Raw genomic sequence first — 15514 nt, forward strand, 5'->3', positions numbered from 1 at the left:
TGTCGCGCCACTCATCACGACGGCCTACGACTTCTCCGAGTGCGAGCTGAAGATCACGCACTCCCCGCTTGTGGTGCGGGGATCGGGGAGATCGCCGGAAAAGAGGCCCGCGGCGCCCGACCAACGAACCCGCAACTCACTGCTGGCGTACCGCCATCGCCGCGGCGAGCTCGGTGCGGGAGCTGATGCCGAGCTTGGCGAGGATGTTCGAGACGTGGGTCTGCACGGTGCGGCGGGAGACGAACAGCCGCTCGGCGATGGCCGGGTTGGACAGCCCCTCACTGACCAGACCGGCGACCCGGAGTTCGGTCGGGGTGAGGCTCTCCCAGCCGATCCGCTCCCGGGGACGACGGCCGCGGACCCCGCGCCGCAGTCCCCACCGCCGCAGCCGTGCCTCCGCCTGTGCCGCGTCCCACCGTGCGTCCAGGCTCGCGTAGATGCCGAGCGCCTCGTCCAGTTCCTGGCGCGCCTCACTCACCTGCCCCGCCTGGGCAAGCAGGGACGCGATGTCCTCGTGGTAGTGACCGCGCATGATCATCCAGGCCGTGCGTTCGTAGTACGACCTGGCCTGCCGGACCCGCGCGACATCCCGCCGGACCAACCCCTGACAGTGCGCAACGAGGTCGGCGACGCCGGGATCGGGAGACGGAATGGTCGGAAGCTGGCGTTCCATGGCCGACACGATCCGGTTCGCCATCTCCTCGTCCCCGACCGACAGCGCGAGGCGAACCGACAGCGGCCCGTGGGAGACCATCGGGCTCATGACCAGCGGGGAATCGACCCGCTCGATCAGGTCGAGGAAGCGTCGCGCCGCGCGCTCGGGCTCCCCCTCCGCCACATCCAGCAGCTGGCGTGCCCACAAGGAGACGAACCCGTAGAAATCGCCGAAAGCGGAGGACCCGGACAGGGCCATCTCCGAGGCGTGGCGTTGCGCGGTGCGCAGGTCGTTGCGGTGCATCGCGATCGCCGAGAGCATCGCGCGCAGATGGGGCGTGGTCCAGTCCGCCGGGAGCCCGAGACCGGCCTGGATCTCGGCCTCCGCGTCGTCCCACCGCCCGGCGACGAACAGGACGAAGGCCACCGTGAGGTGGCACTGCTGGCGCCGGCTGGCGTTGCTGCGCTCGGCCAGCCGCAGCGCGGTCCGCGCGGCCCGATCCGCCTCCTCCCACCGGCCGAGCGCCCACAGGGCGTTCGCCCGGATGATCTGCAGCGAGACCAGCCGGTCGCCGGTGATCTCCTCGGCCCCGAGCTGGCGGAGCGCCCGGTCGGCGTAGTCGAGCCCCGGGGTGATGCGCCAGTGGACCAGCTGGTCCGCCGCCAGTGTCTGACATGCGTCGGCGATGGCGATCGGGTCGCCCAGGCGCTCGCCGGCCTCGGCCGCCGGATGAGCCAGTGCGGTGGCTCCGTCGAGGTCGCCCATGGTGAGCAGGGCGACCGAGCCGAGCGCCTGGAACCGCGCGGTCTCGGCCGGGGTGAGCCGTCCGGTCGCCAGTGCCTGCTGGACCTCGGTGTAGGCGAGGTGGGGTTGCAGGGCGGCGTAGCGCGCCTGCGCGATCAGCCAGCGGATCCCACCCTCCTGGGCCGGATCCTCGTTGTGGGCCAGCGCCGCCTGGGCGGTGGTCGCCGTCTCCCCGGCCTCACCGGAGCGCAGCAGCGCGGCGGCCAGCCGCAACCGGAGCGCCTCGATCGTGCGGTCCCCGGGAACGCCGAACTCCACGGCGTTGCGCAGTAGCCGCAGCGCGAGGTCCGGCACCCGGGCGGTGAGGTACTCGGCATGGTCGTCCAGCCAGGTCACGACCCGGGGATCGGCGGTGGGCGTGCCCAGCGCCAGCTGTTCGGCCACCTGTTCGGCGGGCGCGTCGGTCCCGGCCAGTGTCAGGCCGGCGTCCAGGTGCATCGTCAGGCGGGTCGTCTCGGGGATGATCTCCAGCAGCGCGCGTCGCACGACCTCGTGCCGGAAGGCGAGCAGATCCTCGTGCCGGACGAGCAACCCGGCCTCGACGGCGTCCGAAAGCGCCCGCCGTGCCTCGTCGAGCGGCCGGCGGGCCACCGTGGCGACGTCCTCCGGCCGGTACTCGGCTCCGAGCAGGGTGGCCGCCTCGAGCACCGGTCGGGTGCCCGGCCGCAGCGCCTCCAGGCGTTCCAGGATCGCTGCGGTCAGCGGGGCGGACACCGCCGCGTCGTCCACCTCGGCGATCCCGCCGTCCCGCCGGACCTCGCCCTGCCGGGTGAGGCGGTCCAGGAGTTCCAGGGCATAGAGCGGGTTGCCGCCGGTGGCCTGCAACAGGTGCGTCAGCCGTGGTCCGGGCCGCGCCTGCAGTGCCGCCCCGGCCAACCCCTGCACCGAGTCGGCGTCCAGCGGCGCGAGCTGGCGAACGACGGCACCGCCGCCGACCAGGCCCTCGCGCAGCGCGGCCCACGCGTCGCGGTGCAGCGCCGAGGAGTCGGTCGCGAACACGAGGAAGATCGGGAGCTGCCGCATCGCGTGCGTCAGCTCGCGCAGGGTACCGAGGCTGGCCGGGTCCGCCCAGTGCAGGTCGTCGATCAACAGGGCGGTGGGCCCGGCCGAGCAGAGATCGTCGATGGTGGCTAGGAAAACCTCGGACAACGCCGCCTCGGCATCGGCCGCGGTGGGGGCCGTCACCCGATCGCAGTCGGTCACCGCCAGCGGAACGCAGGTCGCCAACGTGCCGAACGGCACGTTCTGGTGCAGCTCCTCGGCGGCCCCGACGAGCACCCGCCACCCCTGCCGGAACGCACGTTCGGCGATCGCCGCCAGCAACGCGCTCTTGCCGATGCCGAGCTCACCCTCCCACCAGAGGGCACGCCCCTGGCCGGCCGACACCTCGCTGATCAGCTCGTCCACCATCTGCAGCTCGGCGGCACGTCCCACCAGGGCTGGCCGTGCCAGCTCCGTCACCCTTTAGACCTCCCCCGCAGCCGCTCCCGGCCAGTATCTGTTCCCCCGTGCGCGGTGAGCCCGGGTGCCGGTGCGATCACCGCATCGACTGACCTGGGCCGACCGCTCGGCATGGCTGGTTGCCGAAGAGTAACCAGTCACGGCAGCCGGGGCGCGGCGAACTCACCTGGGATCGGCGAGCCCCGGCCGGCCGACACCCGGGCCCCGGAAGGCATTCGCCGCGAGCTGAACAGCTCGGAGTCCCCACTGACGATCCCCCGCCCTCGGAATTCCGAGAATACTCAACAATCCCCCACCGCAACGCGGAAACCATATCAGGACAGCCGATGACGGGTGAGAGTTCTCACCATCCGAATCGTTCTCGTTGACGGTTCACCGAAAGCCAAGATCGTTGTGACTGTTACGAACGGGGAGCTACGGCGATCCCCAGCTGCGTGTGGGACTGCAGCTGGCCGACGTGCACGCACTGACCAAGCCCACCAGACCGCTGCAGTCCTGCGAGCATTGATGCCGCAGCAGTTTTCTTCATGCGTAGAGCTGGGCTATCCGCTCGCCGAGGGTGAGCGGGCCGGCTGGCGAAACCATGGGTAGCTGGCGCAGAAATTCTGCGCATCCGTGTGGTTGACCAATCGCGTGGAGGTGTTCAGTCGTCGAATCGCGATTCGTGGCGATGACCGCACTGCCACTGGATGAGCGACATCGCCCGGAGATCCTTGGCTCCGGTACCGCCCGCCGTGATCTACCAGGGGCCAATCACCGCACTCAACCCGTTCCTGCGAGTCGGTGCCCACATCGCCAACAGCCCGGCCCCCCACGGGATCCGTCGACCACAAGCTTGCGATGCTGAGGACCAGCCGTGATCTGGACCTTTGGCTGCTGGGGCAGATTGGGTGTCGGTGATGTACACCCGCCGCATTGTGGAGAGCGGCCCCGTGCGGGAGCCGTTCGCGAGTCGGAAGCACCCTTACACGGCGGGCCCGCTCACCTGCGTCCCCCAGCCCTGTACGGCCGGAAGCGCCGCCCCCCATATCGAGGGGAATCCACCCGATCCCGCCTGGCTACCACCGGTTGCCCGCGCGCATCGCGGTGCCTCATGGCCAGAGAACGTTGTCACGGTGCGGCCCCACCGTTCCGTTCACCACGTCCGCGGTGCCGTCGCGCCTGGCGTGCAACCGACCGGATCGAGTGTGAAGTAACCGTCAGGGCAGGTAGTACATAGGGTTGGGCAGCTTCACCGCCTTCTCGGCGTGACCGCCCTCCAGGTCGCTGAACTGGTCACCCAGGTTGAGCACAATCGTGTTGTCCAGCGACTCGATGTGTGCCCGCGTTCCGGACTTGTACTGGATCGTGTTGCAGTTCAGCCCGCAGGCCAGGTAGTCGGGTGCCTGCGTGGTCGGCTTGAAGAACGCCCCGTCCGGGGTGGGGAAGCCTTCGTCGCCGAGGTCACGTACGGTCGCCGAAGCAAGCTTGTCGTTGCGTCCGGTCAGGAAGAACACCTTCACGCCGTGCTGCTTGGCCCAGTTCGCCAGCTCGCGCGTCGGCTTGATCGGCTCGTACCGGCCCTCGTCGATCGCTTCCTTCTGCTTCTCCAAGTCGAAGCCGAAATCGTTGTCCGCACTCCAGCCGTAGGTGAGTTCCGAGGTGTCGTCGATGTCCAGCACGATCGCCGGGTTCTTCACACCGTCGACCAGGCGCTGCTCGAGGTACTTCCTGGCATCGGCAACCTGTCGCCGGGTGGCGTCCGCCCACGCGCTGGTGTCCGATGCGTGGTGGTGCCCGGACGGGTCGAGGTAGTCGCCGTAGTACGCCATCACGTCCTTCTTGGCCAGACCCAGGTTCGGCGGCTCCTGGCCGGTGGAGCTTTCGGTGGCGGGCGCCCCGAGGGCGCTTGCTCCCCCCACAAGCAACGCGGACAGCGTCGCCGCACTGACGATCTTGACGACGTTGGTGAGAGCGGTACGGCCCATCGGGATTTGCCCTCCTCAGTGGACGATGGACGGTGACAACCTAAACCACGCTGTTGACCATCCGATACCCGAATCGTCCGAAACGATCCCCATGCGCCGAACTCATCATTTGTCCACATACCGAAGAAGGTGGTCCTCCAGCGCCCGCCTGTCGCTCGACACGTCACCGGCAGCCGGAAACTTCACACATGACGTGTGGCTGCCCTAACCCGCGAACCTGGGATGCCACAATCTCGTGGTTATCCAGCAAGTCCTTGCGGGAAAGGGAACAATGCGTCCGGGTCGTAGCGTCGGGCTGCTCGGCGCAGCCTGGGCAGGTTCGCACCGTAGTAGGCGCTCGCCCAGTCCGGCATCTCCGGATCGATGTAGTTCACGTACCCGGTCTCGCCGGTGTGCTTGGCGAGCTCGTTCCGTACCTGCCTCACGGTGCGCCGCACCGTCCGTTCATCACCGGCCGCTCCCCCGACGTCGTGCAGCACCTGAATGCTCGACAAAGCATTGCGGTACGGAAAGGCCGAGTCGCTCCGGGCGGCCGCACCACCGAAGGTGTCGACGATCGTGTACAGCCCGGATGGTTCGCTGATCAGCTCCGCTACTGCCTGCGGATCCGGCAACGACTCGATCAACATCCGCGACGCTCCGATGTAGGAACCGCGTTCGTAGCCCCCGGTCTCACCGCCCCAGCTCGGTCGGCAGCTGGGCCCACCGAGCTCCGCACAGCCGGCAAAATGCTGCATGGCCTGAAGCGCGGTGTACTCGTGTTCAATACGTTCGCGCGGCTGGGTACCGATCCGCCGGGCCAGGTCGTCGACCCACCGCCGCGCCTCGCGCGCACCACCCACGTAACAACCCTCGGCGGAGAAGGTCAATCCACCACCCGGGACCCCCAAAATTGCCTACATATCGTCGGGCAGCGTAGGAATCCAGTCCTGCCAGGCGGCAAGCGTCGCACCCACGCCTGGATCGGGAACGAGAGCGAGAACATGACCATGTTCGTGGCAGGCGCCGTACGGAAAATGAACGAGGTGACGATGCCGAAGTTGCCGCCACCGCCCCCGCGCAGCGCCCAGAACAGCTCTGGCTCGCACACCCGTGACACCGTGCGCAGGTGACCGTCTGGTGTCACCACCTTCATCGACACGACACGATCACAGGTCAGCCCGTACTTTCGACCCACCACCCCATTCCCCCGCCGAGAGTGAGTCCGGCGATGCCCACGGACGGTTGCTGTTCTGCGGGGCGTGGTGTCGGGGCAGCACCCCCGACATCACCCAAGCCCGGAAGGCTGGCCGGGTCGACTGGCTCGAGCACACCTGCGGGGTGGAGATCCTCACCGACGCCGGCTACCCAGGACTCGGAGCACAGACCGCCGGCCAGGTCATCACCCCCACCGTGAGGTCCCACAAGAAACGACGGGAACGCATGCCCGACATCACGAAGCTTCGTGCCACGCAACGGAAAGCCCACGCAGCGAGACGGATCCGCGTCGAGCACGCCATCGCCCATCTGAAGAACTGGCGAGCACTGACCCACCACCACGGCCGCCGCGACACCCTGCCGGCGACACCATCCGCGCCGTCGCCGGCCGACTCTCCGACCACCAACACACCCACCACCCACGGCAGCCGATCGCGACCTCACCGCATGCCCAGCCACGTGAACCCCACAGTCCCACCACAACCAGACACACCCTTCCACCAACCATGCACGAGGCCGTTACCCGGTCGTGGGGACGGGATTGTAGAACGATCGGTGTAACTCCTGATCATGGAGGATGCGCCGATGAGCAGTGAGAACGTGACCGAGACCAGCCGGGCGGTGGGGCCGCAGCCCTCGCCGGCGGTGGACCGGCAGTTGATCGACGAGCTGGTGGCTCGTGCCCTGGCTGAGGGGCTGCAGTTCACCGGGGTTGCTGGAGTCCGCTCTGGACGGGGTGATGACCGCCCACCTGGGCTACGAACGGCACGATCCGTCCGGTAAGAACCGGGGGCAGTTCGCGGAACGGCTATCGGGCCAAGACGGTGCCAGCAGTGGGCCGTCTCCCGTCGTCGAGCCCACCCAGCGCTGGTCAGCGACGGAGACTTCGTCACCGTCCAGGCCCTACGCCCCGCCCGACCCCACCACAGCGGGCAACACCCGCGTCCGCGTCTACCAGCTGGCGAGACTCCTCCATTACGGCCTCTGTGGGCGGTACCTGGAGTCCTACTGGATGTATGAGCGGCCCTGCTACAGGTGCCGGCACGGCTACACCAGCACCCATCCCCACCGGAGAAGAAGCGAAAAGATCCTTTGCTGGCGAGAAGACCACCTACTGGGCAAGATCAGAACACTCCTGATGGAGCGGGAACAGGCAGCCGTACCCAGCCCGCGCCATCTGGACACCTATCTCCGGAACCATCAACTGGTGATCACCTGCGCTACTGGGAAGGTCGCACTCACACCCCGCCACACCGTCGAACGAGTGACAGTAAACAAAAGCCCAGGACACAGACCTGGGCTCGTGTGGCAACTACGTGTCCGAGCGACCAAGATCGCCAAGTAGCAAGAACTCCGTTGGATGCCCAGTTGTCATCATCCGCACGATCACCGTGGCCGGGGGCCGGTTCGCCCCCGGCCACCTGGGCGAGCTCACCCAATTGCTGCCCTTTGAGGCGGTCGATGAAGCCTTGACCGCCACCCGCGCCACGCAGCACCGGTTACGGGATCTGCCCTCCCGCGTCGTGGACTGCCTGCTGCTGGCCGCCCGCCTGTTTCCCGAAGTCGGCTATCTCGGGTCTGGCGCAAACTGACCGCCGTGCTGGCGGGCATCCCCACCGCGACACCAACCGTCAGCGCGTTGGGCCCAGGCACGCCGCCGAGTCGGCGTGGCGCCCCTGCGATGGCTGTTCGACCTGCTGCGCGGCCCCGTAGCCACCCCGCGACGGCCCGGAACATGGTGGCGCGGCCTGCTGGTCTGCGCGATCGACGGCACCGCCCTGACCGTGCCCGACACCCCGCGCATGCTCACCCTTTTCACCACACAACGCGGCAACCACAGCGGCACCTGCCACCACCAGATCCTGCTGGTCGCGTTGCTGGCCTGCGGCACCCGCACCCTCATCGACGCCGTAAGCGCGCGGACGGTCTCCACACCACGGCATGGGCTGGTGATGCGCTCACTCACGATGCCCTGCCTGCGATCTTCATCGAATTCCTCTTGATCTTCACCAGACGTACGCTTCGGGCGCGGGTTTGGCGCCGTTCGGCGCGGGCGGCGGGAACAGCTGGTCCAGCTTGGCGAGCGTGTCGTCGTCGAGAGTGATCTCCAGCGAGCGCAGTGAGCTGTCGAGGTGTTCGACGGTGCGGGGTCCGATGATCGGCCCGGTCACGCCGTCCCGCGTGAGCAGCCACGCCAGCCCGACGTGGGCCGGGTCCTGGCCGAGGTCCGTGCACAACTTCTCGTACGCCGCAATGGCTTCCTGGCGTGCGGCGAGCGCGGCGACCGAAAACCGCGCCGAGATGCTGCGGGAAGCGCTGCCTTCCTGTTGTTTGCGCAGGACCCCGCCGAGCAGCCCGCCGGACAGCGGCGAGTACGGGATCACGCCCAGCCCGTAGTGCCGAGCGACGGGCAGCACTTCCAACTCGATCCAGCGGCTCATCAGGTTGTACACCGACTGCTCGCTGACCAGCCCTAGGAAGTGCCGCGACCGGGCGGCCTCCTGTGCTTGGGCGATGTGCCACCCGGCGAAGTTGGACGAGCCGAAGTAGAGCACCTTCCCCTGCTGACGCAGGACGCTGAACGCCTCCCAGATCTCCTCCCATGGCGTGTTCCGGTCGACGTGGTGCATCTGGTACACATCAATGTAGTCGGTCCGCAACCGCGTCAGGGACGCGTCGACCGCACGCCGGATGTTCAACGCGGACAGATGGCTCTCGTTGGGCCAGGTGCCCATCGGCATGTAGACCTTGGTGGCCAGCACGGTCCTTTCCCTCCGCCCACCACCCGTGGCGAACCACCGGCCGATGATCTGTTCGGTGAGGCCCGAACCCATCACAGTCGAAGCGTCCACACTGGTCAACTTGAAGCCATACGCGTTGGCGGTATCGAAGAAGTTGACGCCGTGCTCGTGCGCGCGATCCATGATCGCCTGGCTGTCCTCTTCGGAGGTTTCCCCGCCGAAGTTCATCGTGCCGAGCACGAGCCGGGACACGGACAGGCCGCTGCGGCCGAGGTAGGTGTATTCCATGGTTGCCAACCCTTCGGTTCGTGGTCATTGCTCGCAGGCGGGGTGAGTTCCGCGTGAGTGGGTCCGATCACCGCCTCAACTTCGGTGCACGGAAATTCGTGCACGCCCTGCCCGACTATCCGGCGTGCCGGGCCAGCGCGCGGAGGCTTTCGGACAGGGGACGGGTGATGTTGATGCCCGTGGCGACGCTGTCGACGGTGAGTTGCCCGTCGAAGGTGAAGATAATGTGAGTGCCGAGCGAGTAGCGGTCACGGGGGCTCGGATGCCCTGTGCCGGTCGGGTGGAAATCTTCGATGGTGAGGTCGGCCGGCGTGGGCAGGTGGGGAATGATCCCCCAGTTCGACGCCGCCAGCATCGTGGTGCGGTCTCCGGGGTTAGCGGCCTGCCTGGGGTCGTAGATCGCGCCGGTGGCGATGTCGTCGCGGAGCTTGTCGGTGATGGACCGGGCCAGCGCGATCGGGTCGCGGTCGCTGCCGGGGTCGGCGATGAAGGTCTCCATTGCCAGAATGTTGGTGCCCTCGGGGTAACCGATCGGTGGAGTAAGCCGTGTGCGCAGATCGACGGCGTAGCTGTAATACACAGCGTGAGTGTCGGTGCCCATGGTGTGTGCGGTGGCGGACAACAATGCCGCGGAGACCAGCCCGTTGACCGTGGTTCCGTGACGGCGGCCCACCGCGGTGAGGGCTGCGGTGTCCTCGGCGCTCAGGCGGGTACGGGCGTAGCGCGGGATACCGCGGAAGTACTCAATGTCTGCGATGTCTGCGCCGAGAAGCTCGGGGGTTCCGACGTCGACGCTGATTCCGCGCTGGTGGAGCGCGTGTTCCAGGGAGTGGGGATAGTCCTGGCGTCGCCGGCGGAGGGGGGTGCCGCCGGCGTGTGCGGTGTAGAAAGTCCACAGCTCGCTCAGCGCATGCAGGGAGTGGTGGCCGTCGGCGACGGCGTGGTGGGTCAGCAACGTCACCGCCGCGGTGTCGTCTTCGTCGCGAACGACGTGCACGGCCGCGGTGCGGTTGTCCAACTCCGGCAGACCGGCCATCGACTCGTCGGCATTGCCAGCACACTCCGTGAAGGCGGCAGGCAGTTCGGAAGCGTCCGCGATCGCCGGCTGACCGGTGAGATCGGGGATGAGCCGGCTCGACAGGATCGGATACGCCCGGCGCAGGTCGTCGAACGCCTGCGACAACGCGGCGGTGTCGAGGTGACCTCGTACCCGCGTCGAGTACCCCACATAGGCGCCGACCGGGAAGAACCACGCCTCGCTTGGTGCCAGTGGCCGCACCAGCAGTTGTGACGTCATGGCAGTGCCTCGCTGATTCGGGTGGTGGAGAAGCCAGGCCATTGCCGCTAGCAACAGTGGTAGGAGTGAGCCGCCTGACCTCGTTGTCATACTATGCCATGTTGACATCTAATGCCATAGTTGCGGTGACTGTCACATCTGATAGGGTGTCCTGATGCCGCACAGGGGCTCGGTCGCCGGCAAACAGCACCTCGATCTGCGAACCCGCCGACGGTTGCAGGCTCAGCAGGAGATCCATTCCGCCGCGGTGGCATTGGCCACTGAGCAGGGCATGGAAAAGGTCACGGTCGAGGACATCGCGGAACGTGCCGGAGTGTCAGTGCGCACGTTCTTCCGGTATTTTCCGACCAAGGACCGCGCCCTTGTCTACGACCAGCTGGGGGTCCACGCGGCGATCGCTGAGCTTCTGACTCGCGCCGACCCGGACGAGTTGCACCTGCGCGACATCGAGGCGATCATGGTTCGGCTGATCGCGCAAATCGACAACGACCAAGCCGACGACCTGGCCAGATCCTATCGGGTCATCGTCGCGTCACCCCAGATCATGGCGGCCAGTCAGGTCGAGCGCGCCGAGCTGTTGGCCTGCGTTCCCCCTTCCGCCCGCACTCGGGTACGGCTGCTGCTCGACATCCTCGGCACCGTCTGGCTCTCCGCCCTCTGCGAATGGGTCGAAACAGACGCTGCCCCCGACGGCCAGGCGCTGCTCACCATTTACCGGCAGCGGCGCAACCAGCTGTTCACCCTGGTGTGCGGCGCTGGGAATACCGATGAACGGGAAGACTGTGAATGTTTCGGCTCCGTCAAAAGTTGAGTGATCAAGGGCAATGTTGACCAGCTGTCGAGGCTGGTGCCGCCCGAACCACTGCTGAGCGAGATCGGCTTCCTGCTTGGGCACGCGGTGTGGACCAGCGGTGGAGGCCGCGTTCCTGCGGTCCACGATTGACCGCGCCAATGACCGCGTCGACCAGATGCAGGTCCTAGCGCTGACCGACGCTGATCGGCGCGACCCGCCGACCTGATCGAAAAGTACGGCGACCTGCCGCTGGGCACCTCCGATGATGCCCGCGTGGTCGCGATCGCCGAACGGATGCGAACGGTCAGAGCATCGCCAAGCCTGGTCCCGGCCCGGTGCTTCGGAGCCCTGGCTGTCGCGAGACCCGAAACCCCCGCGATTCCTATGATAAGAGCCGTTATCGCAGGAAACCGGCCCTCGACAACCAGACCGACCGCGAAGACCGCTGCCAGGACGAAGACCACGGCCTCGTATGTCATCGCATGCCACAGCGCATTGCCGACGCATATGGCTGGCGCCGAGTAGGCGATACCGACATCTCGTCCTACCGTCAGGGGTAGCACCAAGAGGGCTAATTAGCCCATGAGGCTCAGGCTCGCGCCGATCGGGCCGACGCTTTTCCCACTTCACGTCCTGCCGGATCCCGGAGGATTCGACAGGAGGCGGTAGGTCACCAACCAAGCGGCGGGTCGACGCCGGGCACTGTACGAGCTGATCGGTGCCGGTCAGTCGTCCGTGCTCGCTGGGTTCACCTCGATGCTGACGCGGCCGGTGCTGAGCGGGCACGGCTAGAAGGTGAGGACGGGACGGCCGCGGACGCCGCGAGCGGCGAGGTAGCGGTGCGCTTCGGCTGCTTCATCAGCGGGGAAGGTTTTCGCGACGCGCAGGCTGAGCACGCCGGACTCGGCCTGGTCGCGGAGCCGGGTGAGGGTTCTGGTGTCGGTGAACCGGTCGCCGACGACGGGGAACGTCTAGCGCACGCCCCGTTCGGTGGTGTCGCGGTGCCCCTGGAGTGCCCCCCGGAGCCCGGCGATGGTTCCGCCGTCGCGGACGGCCGGTTCGACCGCGTCGTCGAGCAGTGCCGCATCGATCACCCCGTCCGCCCCCTCCGGCCGGATCCGGCGAACGTGGTCGGCGAACCCGGTACCGCGGGCCACGATGTGGTCGGCGCCGAGCCCGGCCACCAGGTCGTGGTCGTGGTCGCGGTCAGCGGCATCGGCGATCACCGTCAGTCCGTCGGCTCGGGCCAGTTGCACGGCGTAGCCACCGACCGCGCCGGCCGCACCGATGATCGCGACGGTCGCTCCCGGCTCGAGGTTCACTGTCTCCAGGGACATCCGGGCGGTCAACGCGTTCATCAACAGGGTGGACGCTTCGACCAGGGTCGCGCCGGCGGGCGCGCGCACCACTGATTCCGCCGGGGCCACGACGTACTCGGCCTGCGCCCCCTGGTTCCTCTGCGGCCGCAGGAGCGCGATCACCTCCGTGCCGACCACCAGGTCTGGCCGCACACCCTCGCCGACCGCATCGACGACACCGGCCGCGTCGGACCCGACCACGTTCACCTCGGCAAGCGGCAGGATCTCGTGCGCCAGGCCGGATCGAATCATCAGGTCTGAGGGGTTGACGTCGGCGGCGACGACCTTGATCCGCACCTGGCCCGGACCCGGATCCGGTTGTGGCAACTCCAGGACTCGCATCACCTCGGGTCCGCCGAACGTGGTGAAACCGACCGCTTTCATGCTTCTCCTCCGACACACCGACCAATATATGACACTGTCAGAGTTACAGATAAGTTCGGTGAAAGTGCTACTCTGTGAGTTACACTTCACAGGGAAGAGGAGGGGTCGGAGATGCCGGATCTGAGGTTTCCCACGCTGCTGGACCTCATGATGCTGCTCGCCACCGCCTACCGGGACGGCCGGCCGATGCGCAGCTCCTCCGAACTGGCCGAAGCGCTCGACATCAACCCAGTACTGGTCCGGCGCATCACGGCCCCGCTAATCCGCGCGGGGCTGATCACCTCCATCCACGGCCGGCGCGGCGGTCTGCAACTGACCACACCACCGGAACACATCACGCTGCGTGATATCCACGTCGCCGCGGTGGGCGACAAACCGATGTGGGACAGGCGAGGCGCCGACTGCCAAAGCCACCTCAACGCCGGTCGCGGACGCGCGTTCTTCGCCCAGCTGAACCGACAGGCCGAAGACGCGGTACTGGGCGTCCTGGACAGCTATACCCTCGCGGCCTGCCGTGACATAGTCCTCGGTCACGGTGGGCAGGCGGAGTCCCCAAGGCAGGTTCCCGATGACCTGTCGCAGAGGTCCGCTCGGGGTCGGCGAGCCTGACCGATGAGGCCACGGCGGGCCTGCCACACCGACGCCGAACGGCTCCAACTGTCCAACCCGGTCTAGGTCGTGTCCGGTAGATCTTGATTGCTGTTGATGTTTGCTGGGCGTATGCCGGGCTTGTGGTGGGACGACACGAGCTGACCGATCAGGAGTGGGCGCTGCTGGAGCCGCTGATGCCGCCGCATCCCCGACAAGGGGCGGCGGTGGGCCGATCACCGCAGGGTGGTCAACGGGATCTTGTTCCGGGTCCGCACCGGGGTGCCCTGGCGGGACCTGCCCGGCCGCTGCGGCAAATGGAAGACCGTCTATGAGCGACATCGTCGCTGGTCGGCAGACGGGACATGGCAACGGGTCGCCGACGCGCTGCGGATCGACGCCGATACCGGCCAGGCCAAGGAATTCACGGCGGCGGTGGACTCCACCGTGGTGCGGGCCCACCAACACGCCGCCGGTGCCCGGCGGGCCCCACCCCGGGGGTACGACCCAAAAGCAGGCTGCTGGCCAGGCAGGATGCTGACGGCAGAGAGTCCCTGGGCAAGTCCCGGGGCGGATGGACCACCAAGATCCACCTGGCCGCCGACGCCCGATGCCGCCTGCTCTCACGTGCCACCAGCCCCGGCCAGCGGCACGACAGCCAGATGTTCGAGCAGGTCATGGCCGGGATCCGGATCCGCCGCGCCGGTGGTGGGCGGCCCCGGACCCGGCCGGGGAGCGTGCTGGCGGACAAGGCTTACGCCAACCGGGCCGTCCGGCTGGCGTTACGGCGCCGCCGGATCACCGCCGTGATCCCCGAACCGGCCGACCAGGTCCGCAACCGCAAGGCCAAGGACAGCCGGGGCGGCCGGCCCCCAATGTCGACCCCGCCCTGTACAAGCAGCGCAACACCGCCGAGCGCTGCGCCAACAAGCTCAGCGGCCTGGCTCGCTGACGGCATCCTCAAGATCGCCCACACCCGGCAACTCGGCGACCGCATCCCCGGCGAGATCCAACACACCCTGCTCCCGTACCGCACCGGAAGCCGAGGCCCGCCTGCTGACCGCCCTCGTGGACAGGCCACCGACACCACACTCGCCTCTGCCGAAGCACGACCCCGACAGGCGGTGCCACTTCCCCACAATTGGGTGTCCGGGATCACACGTCGAAACCACCCTGTCAGGACCGCCACCTCGATGCCGCCCGGCTGACAGACCACCAACAACCACCAGATCGGACGACCCCACGCCCTGACAGAACGCGACCCCCTTTGACCCCCACGTCAAAGCCCAAGATCAACAACTCCAGAATTTCTCCTGGACGCCCCCAACGATCACCATTCAGTCCACAAGGGACGATCCGAAATGATCCACAACCACGCAGGAAAAAGCCCGCCGACCTGGGCTGATGCCCAGAGCCAGCGGGCTCCTCGATGGTCGGGACGACAGGATTTGAACCTGCGACCCCTTGACCCCCAGCAGCGGCTACTGCCAGCGGCCTGCTTCAGCCCCGTTCCTCCAGGTCGGCCCTGAGCGTACTCGCCCGAGTAAAGGAGTCCACTTCAGCGCTTGATCTAGCTTAGAGCTCCTAACAGATTCGCTGGGGGAGTCGGCGTCAGCAAATGAGGGCGCAGGCGAGGGTCAGGAGTGCCTGGTGGATGTCGAGTCGGCGTTCCCAGCGCACCGCGAGGCGGCGGAACTGGTGGAGCAAGGCCAGGGTTTGTTCGACGATCCAGCGGGCCAGGCTGTTGTCGTCGCGGGTGCCGCGGCGGCTGATCAGTGGCCGTATGCCCCGCTGGCGGAGCTGGTCGCGGTAGGTGTCGTGGTCATAGCCCCGGTCGGCGACCACCGTGTCGGGGCGGCGGCGCGGCCGTCCCGGTCGGCCCCGCACGGGTGGGATGGCGTCTACCAGGGGGATGAGCTGGGTGATGTCGTTGCGGTTCGCCCCGCCTCACCCGGGTGGCCAGCGGGTTGCCGTCGCCGTC

Annotated in this window: 12 protein-coding genes and 4 pseudogenes; 8 read left to right on the top strand and 8 right to left on the bottom strand. The window is 67.6% G+C overall.

The features are described 5' to 3' along the window. Window positions 1-136: 136 nt before the first annotated feature. The 3 genes from IEY55_RS14680 to IEY55_RS14690 form a co-directional block, all read right to left on the bottom strand. Window positions 137-2920 carry an ATP-binding protein gene (locus tag IEY55_RS14680; RefSeq protein WP_189058105.1) on the bottom strand — a complete coding sequence of 928 codons (2784 nt, stop codon included), beginning with the start codon at window positions 2918-2920 and terminating at the stop codon, window positions 137-139. Window positions 2921-4119: 1199 nt separating this feature from the next. Beyond that, a complete protein-coding gene (locus IEY55_RS14685) occupies window positions 4120-4887 on the bottom strand; it encodes an HAD family acid phosphatase (RefSeq protein WP_189058107.1) in 768 nt (255 codons plus the stop codon). Between the two features lie 239 nt (window positions 4888-5126). Beyond that, entirely contained in the window at window positions 5127-5756 is a 630-nt protein-coding gene (locus IEY55_RS14690) for a BBE domain-containing protein (RefSeq protein ID WP_189058108.1), read from the bottom strand. A gap of 250 nt (window positions 5757-6006) precedes the next feature. On the opposite strand from IEY55_RS14690, the gene IEY55_RS33000 reads away from it, so the two are divergent. The 4 genes from IEY55_RS33000 to IEY55_RS32060 all read left to right on the top strand — a co-directional run bounded on the left by IEY55_RS33000 (window position 6007) and on the right by IEY55_RS32060 (window position 8087). Continuing rightward, window positions 6007-6645: a transposase family protein gene (locus IEY55_RS33000; protein ID WP_373290011.1), complete on the top strand. Its 639-nt coding sequence runs from the start codon at window positions 6007-6009 to the stop codon at window positions 6643-6645. Between the two features lie 24 nt (window positions 6646-6669). Further along, window positions 6670-6867 (top strand): hypothetical protein, encoded by a 198-nt coding sequence (locus IEY55_RS14700; protein ID WP_189058112.1) that lies wholly within the window; start codon window positions 6670-6672, stop codon window positions 6865-6867. Window positions 6868-7475: 608 nt separating this feature from the next. Then, complete coding sequence (locus IEY55_RS32055) at window positions 7476-7676, top strand: transposase domain-containing protein (protein ID WP_229686389.1); 201 nt, start codon at window positions 7476-7478, stop codon at window positions 7674-7676. Between the two features lie 75 nt (window positions 7677-7751). Further along, the gene (locus tag IEY55_RS32060; protein ID WP_229686390.1) at window positions 7752-8087 is read left to right on the top strand and encodes a hypothetical protein; all 336 of its coding nucleotides are present in this window, start codon (window positions 7752-7754) and stop codon (window positions 8085-8087) included. Between the two features lie 3 nt (window positions 8088-8090). On the opposite strand, the gene IEY55_RS14710 is transcribed toward IEY55_RS32060, so the two are convergent. Continuing rightward, entirely contained in the window at window positions 8091-9113 is a 1023-nt protein-coding gene (locus tag IEY55_RS14710; protein WP_189058114.1) for an aldo/keto reductase, read from the bottom strand. Window positions 9114-9228: 115 nt separating this feature from the next. After that, window positions 9229-10410, bottom strand: a complete 1182-nt coding sequence (locus tag IEY55_RS14715; protein WP_189058116.1) for a phthiocerol/phthiodiolone dimycocerosyl transferase family protein — start codon at window positions 10408-10410, stop codon at window positions 9229-9231. 154 nt (window positions 10411-10564) lie between these two features. Between IEY55_RS14715 and IEY55_RS14720 the strand changes: the two genes are divergently transcribed. Continuing rightward, entirely contained in the window at window positions 10565-11221 is a 657-nt protein-coding gene (locus tag IEY55_RS14720; protein WP_189058118.1) for a TetR family transcriptional regulator, read from the top strand. Between the two features lie 770 nt (window positions 11222-11991). On the opposite strand, the pseudogene IEY55_RS32065 reads toward IEY55_RS14720, so the two are convergent. Together IEY55_RS32065 and IEY55_RS14725 are read right to left on the bottom strand one after the other, a co-directional pair. After that, window positions 11992-12129: pseudogene (locus tag IEY55_RS32065) on the bottom strand (zinc-binding dehydrogenase); the annotation flags it as partial. A 45-nt stretch (window positions 12130-12174) separates the two neighbouring features. After that, window positions 12175-12945 (bottom strand): alcohol dehydrogenase catalytic domain-containing protein, encoded by a 771-nt coding sequence (locus tag IEY55_RS14725; protein ID WP_229686392.1) that lies wholly within the window; start codon window positions 12943-12945, stop codon window positions 12175-12177. A 111-nt stretch (window positions 12946-13056) separates the two neighbouring features. Here IEY55_RS14725 and IEY55_RS14730 point away from each other — a divergent pair, with 111 nt between their 5' ends. The 3 genes and pseudogenes from IEY55_RS14730 to IEY55_RS33215 form a co-directional block, all read left to right on the top strand. Next, complete coding sequence (locus IEY55_RS14730; RefSeq protein WP_189058120.1) at window positions 13057-13554, top strand: Rrf2 family transcriptional regulator; 498 nt, start codon at window positions 13057-13059, stop codon at window positions 13552-13554. Between the two features lie 186 nt (window positions 13555-13740). Continuing rightward, window positions 13741-13899, top strand: a pseudogene (locus tag IEY55_RS33005) (transposase); the annotation flags it as partial. A gap of 182 nt (window positions 13900-14081) precedes the next feature. Next, a pseudogene (locus IEY55_RS33215) lies at window positions 14082-14467 on the top strand (transposase); the annotation flags it as partial. 677 nt (window positions 14468-15144) lie between these two features. Here the strand turns inward: IEY55_RS33215 and IEY55_RS14745 are convergent. Beyond that, window positions 15145-15462: pseudogene (locus tag IEY55_RS14745) on the bottom strand (transposase); the annotation flags it as partial. Between the last annotated feature and the right edge of the window lie 52 nt (window positions 15463-15514).

Source organism: Longimycelium tulufanense, from assembly GCF_014645795.1.
In the GTDB taxonomy this organism is placed as follows: domain Bacteria; phylum Actinomycetota; class Actinomycetes; order Mycobacteriales; family Pseudonocardiaceae; genus Longimycelium; species Longimycelium tulufanense.